Genomic DNA, 361 nt, shown 5'->3' with positions numbered 1-361 from the left:
GAAAACATATTTAATCGTATGGATACTATAGTTAGATATTTGGCAATTGAAGAATATTATGGAGAAAATAATTGTGGATTTAGGCTATATGATAAGATGCAGAGGGCAAGGGGACAAAAAATTCACGATATAGATAGATTTAAAGAACTTATAAAAAGCATAGAGAGAAATGGCTTTAGTAAAGATAGTAGTATTTTAGTAGATCCAAATTTACAATTAGTGGATGGATCGCACAGATTAGCGTGTGCACTATATTTTAATTTAAAAAGAATATCTATTAACACTCAGCTTCAACCAGTTAATATAGAATATTCTATTGACTGGTTTAAAGATGCCGGATTCACAGAAGAAGAGCTAGAAG

General features: G+C 30.5%; 1 protein-coding gene. It reads left to right on the top strand.

The genetic code is table 11. The features are described from left to right. Positions 1-361: ParB N-terminal domain-containing protein (locus tag RCF13_RS05890; RefSeq protein ID WP_308140949.1), on the top strand; the 361-nt coding region annotated here is incomplete at both ends.

The organism is Stenotrophomonas maltophilia group sp. RNC7 (assembly GCF_030910085.1).
GTDB classification, from domain to species: Bacteria; Pseudomonadota; Gammaproteobacteria; order Xanthomonadales; family Xanthomonadaceae; genus Stenotrophomonas; species Stenotrophomonas sepilia.
Note: the sequence above shows the minus strand (reverse complement) of the source record. Positions and strands in the feature narration are given on the sequence as shown.